The following is a 6,479-nucleotide window of genomic DNA, read 5'->3' on the forward strand; positions in this document are numbered from 1 at the left end:
ACTGGGCGCTCGCTCCCTCTGGAGCCGAGCGCCGGCGAGGTGGAGGAATGAGCGAGCGAATCGGTTTTCTCGGTCTGGGCAATATGGGTGCGCCGATGGCCGAACGTCTGGCGGGCTGGCCGGGTGGGCTCGTGGTGTGCGATGTCCGCCAGGAGGCGGTCGAGCGGTTCACCGCAGGCGGGGCAGCCGCCGCTGCCTCGGCCGCCGAGCTGGCCGAGCAGGCCGCGATCATCTCGATCACCGTCGTGAACGACGACCAGGTCCTGGAAGTGGTCACCGGCCCCGACGGAGTGCTGCGGACCGCCGCGCCGGGAACCGTGGTGGCCGTGCACTCGACGATCAGCGACCGCACCGCCGAGGACCTCGCGGTGACCTGCGCCGAACGCGGCGTCGAACTCGTGGACGCGCCGGTCAGCGGCGGCGCGCCTGGTGCGACCCGCGGCACGCTCGCGGTCATGGTCGGTGGCAGCGCGGCCGCATTCGAGCGGGTGCGCGAGCCGTTCGGCCGCTTCGCCGATCTGATCGTGCACGCCGGGCCGATCGGTGCCGGAACACGAATGAAGTTGGCGCGCAACCTCTTACAGTTCGTGTCCTTCGCCGCCGCCAGCGAGGCGCAGCGCCTTGCCGAGGCGGCAGGCCTGGACATCACCGCGCTCGGCAAGGTGGTGCGGCATTCCGACGCGGTCACCGGCGGCCCCGGCGCCATCATGCTGCGCGATTCCACCGCGCCGATCGAGGACGGCGACGTCTGGCTGCCGATCCTGCGGCACGTGCGCGATCTCGGCGAGAAGGATCTCGGCCTGGCCCTGGAACTCGGCCAACGGCTCGGCACCGCGCTGCCGCTGGCCGAACTCGCCCTCGACCGGCTCGGATCCGGACTCGGCGTCGGGGCGGGCACATCATCGGAAAGGCTTTCCTCATGAATGACAACGGTTCCGCCGAGACTGTGCGGCAGCGCGGACTGGCCAAGATGGCCGAGGTGTACGGCACCGAGTTCCAGGATTACCCCGGCGCCCACTTCGCAGTCACCGCCGACCACCTCTTCGCGGAGATCTGGTCGCGTCCAGGGCTCACCATTCGCGATCGCAGGCTGCTGCTGCTCGGCGCGCTCACCGCGCAAGGCGCCATCGACACCGCGGGCATCCAGATCGGGGCCGCGCTGCGCAACGGCGAACTCACCGAAGAGCAGCTGCACGAGATCGCCGTGTTCCTGTGCCATTACGTCGGTTGGCCGAACGGCACCAAACTCGACCTGCTGGTTGGCACGATTGTCGCGCAACAGAAGAAGGCCGCGCGCGAGCGGTCCGATCGCGCCGAGCAGTGAAGGATCCGAATCATGTCTGATGCCACCACCATTCGCCCGTTGCGCGCCGGCCGCGTCACGACGTGGGACTACCGAGCCGACGTGGTGATCGCGGGCTATGGCATCGCCGGGGTGTGCGCGGCGATCGAGGCGGCGCGCACGGGCGCCGAAGTGCTGATCCTGGAGCGCACCGGCGGTTGGGGTGGCGCGGCCGCGATGGCGGGCGGGTTCATCTACCTCGGCGGCGGCACACCGTTGCAGCAAGCCCTCGGCTTCGGGGACACGCCGGAGAACATGGAGACCTTCCTGCTCGCCGCGCTCGGTCCCGGCGTGGACGAGGCGAAGATCGCCGACTATTGCCGCGGCAGCGTGGAGCACTACAACTGGCTGGTGGCCTGCGGTGTGCCGTTCCGGGAAGCGTTCTGGGGCGAACCGGGCTGGGAGCCGCCGCACGACGAGGGACTGATGTACTCCGGCGGCGAGAACGCCGCGCCTTTCAACACCATCGCGACACCGGCTCCGCGTGGCCATGTCCCGCGCATGGCCGACAAGCGCATCGGCCAGAAGAGCGGCGGCTACATGCTGATGAAGCCGCTGGCCGAGACCGCGGACGCGCTCGGAGTCGGCGTCGAATACGACCTGCGGATTACGCGGCTGATCGTCGACGACGACGATCGCGTGGTCGGAGTGCTGGCGCGCCGCTACGGACAGCAGGTGGCGGTGCGTGCCGAGCGGGGCGTGGTCCTGGCGACCGGCAGCTTCGCCTATCACAAGGAGATGGTCGAGCGGTACGCGCCGCGACTGATCGGCAGGCCCGCCGCCGCGATCGAGGAACACGACGGCATCGGCATCCGGCTGGCGCAGGCACTCGGCGCGGAACTGGCCCACATGGACGCCACCGAGGTGGCGTTCTTCGGCGACCCGCAACTGCTGGCGCGCGGCATCTTGGTGAACGGCCGCGGTCAGCGCTACATCCCGGAGGACACCTATCCCGGCCGGATCGGGCAGGCGACGCTGATCCAGCAGGACAACCAGGCATATCTGGTGCTCGACGAAGCCTCCTACGAGGCCGCGCTGGCCACCGAGACCTCGACGCCGTTCTTCCGTCAGCCGCCGACCTGGGTCGCGGAGACGGTCGCCGAACTGGAGGCCGAAATGGGTCTGCCCGGCCGGGCTTTGCAGTCGACAGTGGAGTGCTACAACCTGCACGCCGCCGACGGAGAAGACCCACTGCTGGGCAAGAAGCCGGAATGGGTGCGCCCGTTGCGTGGCCCGCTGGCGGCCTTCGATATGCGCGGTTTCACCGCGGGTTTCACTCTCGGCGGGCTGCGCACCGACCTCGATTCCCGGGTGCTGCATGTTTCCGGCGAGCCCATCGCGGGGCTGTTCGCGGCGGGCCGATGCACGTCCGGTCTCTGCGCGGGTGGCTATGTCAGCGGCGCGTCGCTGGGCGACGGCAGCTTCTACGGGCGGCGAGCGGGCATCGCCGCGGCCAAGAACTGAACCACCCGGTCCGGCCTAGTAGTATCCAGACACATGTCCGAACCCGATTCCGTCATGCTGGAGGCGACCCGCCGCAGGCTCTCCGGCAAGCAGGCCGACACCGTGGACAAGCTGACCCGCTCGGCGGTGGAAGTGCTTGCGCGCGAAGGCTTCGCCGGCATGACCATCCGGATGGTCGCCGCCGCGGCCGGCGTCGGGACGGCCACCGCGTACACCTACTTCTCCTCCAAGGAGCACTTGGTCGCGGAGATCTTCTGGCGGCGGTTGGTCGCCTCCCCGTCACCGGTCAGCGACGACCCGGATCCGAAAACCCGGGTGATCGCCGAGCTGCGCACTATCGCCATGCTGGTGGCCGACGAGCAGGAGCTCTCCGGCGCGGTCACCAGCGCCCTGCTCGGCCGCGACCCTGACGTGGAGCACCTGCGCGGGCGTATCGGGGCCGAGATCCGCAAGCGCATCATCCGCGCGCTCGGCCCGGATCCGGATCCGGACGTGGTCGAATCGCTGGAGTTGCTCTACGCGGGCGCGCTGGTGCGGGCGGGCATGGGCTACGGTTCGTATTCCGAAATCGCCGACCGGATCGAGGTCTCGGCGCGGCTCATCCTGCGCTAGCGCGGGCGGTGACTTCATCCGGGTTCGCCGAAACCGAACCCTTCGCGCGCGCTTGCTCGTATCTTTGCCGTAGTCGGTGCAGATCGGAGAGGGAACAGTGCAACCAGGTGGGCTTTCCGCGGACTACGTCGTCGTCGGCTCGGGATCGGCCGGCGCGGTGGTGGCCAATCGGCTCAGCGCCGATCCCGGCACCACAGTGGCGCTGCTCGAGGCCGGTCCGCCGGACAAGAACAAGTTCGCGCACATCCCCGCCGGATTCGCGAAACTCTTTCGCTCCGAGGTGGATTGGGACTATCTCACGCAGCCCCAGCCGGAGCTGAAGAACCGCGAGATCTACTGGCCGCGCGGGAAGATGTACGGCGGCTCGTCCTCGATGAACGCCATGATGTGGGTCCGCGGGTTCCGCGCGGACTACGACGAATGGGCGCTGCTGGCGGGGGACGAGTGGGGCTTCGCCGCCGCCGTCGAGCAGTTCCGCCGCATCGAACGCGTGGAGGAGGCCCAATACCCCGACGAGGGCACCCAGGGTCCGCTGCACGTTTCCCGCCAGCGCAGCCCGCGCTCGCTCACCGCCGCCTATTTGGCCGCGGTCAAAGAGGCGGGCTACGACGTCGAGCCGCCGAACCGTCCGCAGCCGGACGGGTTCAGCGAGACCATGGTGACCCAGCGCGGAGGTCGCCGCTGGAGCACCGCCGACGCGTACCTGCGCCCGGCCCTGCGCCGTCCGAACCTCGCGGTGCGCAGCGAGGCGCTGGTCACCCGGGTGCTGTTCGACGGCACGCGGGCCATCGGCGTGGAGTACCGCCAAGGCGGCGCCACGCACACGGTGACCGCCCGGCGCGAGGTGGTGCTGTGTGGCGGTGCGATCAACACCCCGCAACTGCTGATGCTCTCGGGCATCGGCGACCGCGACGAGCTGACCCGCTACGGCATCGAGGTACGCCACCACGCGCCCGAGGTGGGCGCGAATCTGCAGGACCATCTGGTCGCGGCCCTCGGCTACGGCGTGGCGGGCGATTCGCTGTTCGGCGCCGAGAAGCCGCGCCAACTGCTGGACTACCTGATCCGCCACCGCGGCATGCTCACCTCGAACGTCGGCGAGGCATACGGGTTCGTGCGCAGCAGGCCGGATCTGGACCTGCCCGACCTGGAGCTGATCTTCGCGCCTGCGCCGTTCTTCTACGAGGGACTCCAGGACCCGACCGAGCATGGCGTAGTCCTGGCGTCGGTGCTGCTTCGTCCGCAGAGCCGAGGCCGGATCGCGCTGTCGGCCGCGGACCCCTCCGCCAAGCCCGTGATCGATCCGCGCTACCTGTCCGACAGCGCGGGCGCCGACCGCGCCGCCATCATGGCCGGACTGCGGGAATGCGTCCGCATCGCCACCGAGCCGTCGATGAAAGCGGTGCTCGGCCCGTTGATCTACCCGCCGCAGGCGCCCACCGAACCGGAAGCCGCCCTGGAGCTGACGCTGAACTCCTATTCGCACACGCTCTACCACCCGGTCGGCACCTGCCGGATGGGCGCCGACGCCGCCAGCGTCGTCACCCCCCGACTGGAAGTGCGTGGCGTGCAAGGACTCCGGGTCGCCGACGCCTCGGTGATGCCGCTGATCATCCGCGGCCACACGCACGCGCCCACAGTGTTCATCGGCGAACAGGCGGCCAAGTTCATCCTCGCCGGATAAGGTGCGTCGTTCCCTTCCGGACAGGCCGCTGCCGCGCTGCAGCTGGCGGTCCAGTGCCGTCACGACCCCGCCGAGCGGCTCCGAACCGGTCGGTACGCCATGGAGTGATGCGGGCCACCGGGGAGGTGCCCCGCTCCGGGGACACACGGCACCGCGCGTACAACTGAGTGGGCCCGAGGCGTTCGCCTACCGGCTTACGACGCTATGGACAGCGCGAGCGAGGCGGCCGCCAACGCGAGATAGGGCAGCGGGTATCCGATATGCGCATAACAGCGCGCCCGGATCACGGTCAGCACCGCGCCGAGGAAGTAGGCGACCAACCCGGCGGCCGCGGCCACGCCGATCGGCGGCACCGCGAGACCGGCCAGCAGCCCCGCGCCGCCGACCGCCTTGATGACGGCCAGCGGCGACAGCCAAGATTCGGGAACCCCGTACGCTCCCATGTTCGTGCGAACCCACTCGGCGCGAACGACATCGATGCCCGCGGCGAGCAACGCGGCGGCGGCCGCTAGCACCGTCGCGGCAATATAGGCGATGACCATGCGAAATACCCTTCTGTCCGGTCGCGCCCGGTCTGCGAAGGTGGAACGGCGGCAAGGTGACGCCGCGCCACGGTCACCTGGGCGCTGTCGAATCCGTCATCCCGATGACGGGCGGTGCAGCAGAAAGGTGACAGATGCCCACCGATGACGTACTGACGCGGGAGTTCGCGTCGCAGCGCGACCACCTGCACGCGGTCGCCTACCGAATGCTCGGCTCGCCGACCGAAGCCGACGACGCGGTGCAGGAGACGTGGCTGCGGCTGGCCCGCCACGACGTGGCGGACGTGCGGAACCTGCCGGGCTGGCTCACCACGGTCGTGTCCCGGATCTGCCTGGACATGTTGCGCGGCCGGGCGGCGCGGCGCGAGGAGCCGCTCGACCGGGTGGACCGGCTGGCGGACGACGACAACGAACCGGAGCGCGAAGCGGTGCTCATCGAGTCGGTCGGACGCGCACTGCTGGTGGTGCTGGATCGGCTCGGCCCCGACGAGCGGGTCGCGTTCGTCCTGCACGACCTGTTCGCGGTGCCGTTCGAGCAGATCGGGCCGATCGTCGGCCGCACGACGGCGACCGCCAAGAAGCTCGCCAGCCGCGCCCGCCATCGCGTGCGCGGTGATGCCACGGCCCCAACCGATTTCGCCGCGCACCGGCACGTCGTCGACGCGTTTCTCGACGCTGCGCGCGGCGGCGATCTCGACGGGCTCTTGGCTGTTCTCGCACCCGGCGTGATCCGGACCGCCGACCCGGCCGCGCTGCCCGCCGGTCTGCCGACGACGGTGCGCGGCGCGGCGGCAGTCGCCAGGGAAACCGTGCTGCTGCGTCGCCGCTCGCGGCT

At 70.1% G+C, this 6,479-nt stretch carries 7 protein-coding genes; 6 read left to right on the forward strand and 1 reads right to left on the reverse strand.

The features are described from left to right. Positions 1-47: 47 nt before the first annotated feature. The 5 genes from NA4_RS04760 to NA4_RS04780 all read left to right on the forward strand — a co-directional run bounded on the left by NA4_RS04760 (position 48) and on the right by NA4_RS04780 (position 5,102). The gene (locus tag NA4_RS04760) at positions 48-923 is read left to right on the forward strand and encodes an NAD(P)-dependent oxidoreductase (RefSeq protein ID WP_067464415.1); all 876 of its coding nucleotides are present in this window, start codon (positions 48-50) and stop codon (positions 921-923) included. Next, positions 920-1,324 (forward strand): carboxymuconolactone decarboxylase family protein, encoded by a 405-nt coding sequence (locus tag NA4_RS04765; RefSeq protein WP_067464418.1) that lies wholly within the window; start codon positions 920-922, stop codon positions 1,322-1,324. The genes NA4_RS04760 and NA4_RS04765 overlap by 4 nt, the downstream gene beginning before the upstream one ends. 12 nt (positions 1,325-1,336) lie before the next feature. After that, the gene (locus NA4_RS04770; RefSeq protein ID WP_067464421.1) at positions 1,337-2,806 is read left to right on the forward strand and encodes an FAD-dependent oxidoreductase; all 1,470 of its coding nucleotides are present in this window, start codon (positions 1,337-1,339) and stop codon (positions 2,804-2,806) included. Between the two features lie 33 nt (positions 2,807-2,839). Continuing rightward, positions 2,840-3,418: a TetR/AcrR family transcriptional regulator gene (locus NA4_RS04775; protein WP_067464423.1), complete on the forward strand. Its 579-nt coding sequence runs from the start codon at positions 2,840-2,842 to the stop codon at positions 3,416-3,418. 97 nt (positions 3,419-3,515) lie between these two features. Continuing rightward, the gene (locus tag NA4_RS04780; RefSeq protein WP_067464426.1) at positions 3,516-5,102 is read left to right on the forward strand and encodes a GMC family oxidoreductase; all 1,587 of its coding nucleotides are present in this window, start codon (positions 3,516-3,518) and stop codon (positions 5,100-5,102) included. A gap of 194 nt (positions 5,103-5,296) precedes the next feature. Here the strand turns inward: NA4_RS04780 and NA4_RS04785 are convergent, their stop codons facing one another. Continuing rightward, positions 5,297-5,644 (reverse strand): DoxX family protein, encoded by a 348-nt coding sequence (locus tag NA4_RS04785; protein ID WP_067464429.1) that lies wholly within the window; start codon positions 5,642-5,644, stop codon positions 5,297-5,299. A gap of 134 nt (positions 5,645-5,778) precedes the next feature. On the opposite strand from NA4_RS04785, the gene NA4_RS04790 reads away from it, so the two are divergent. Further along, on the forward strand, positions 5,779-6,479 hold a 701-nt coding region (locus NA4_RS04790; protein ID WP_067464432.1), incomplete at its 3' end, for a sigma-70 family RNA polymerase sigma factor.

Source organism: Nocardia amamiensis NBRC 102102, from assembly GCF_001612745.1.
In the GTDB taxonomy this organism is placed as follows: domain Bacteria; phylum Actinomycetota; class Actinomycetes; order Mycobacteriales; family Mycobacteriaceae; genus Nocardia; species Nocardia amamiensis.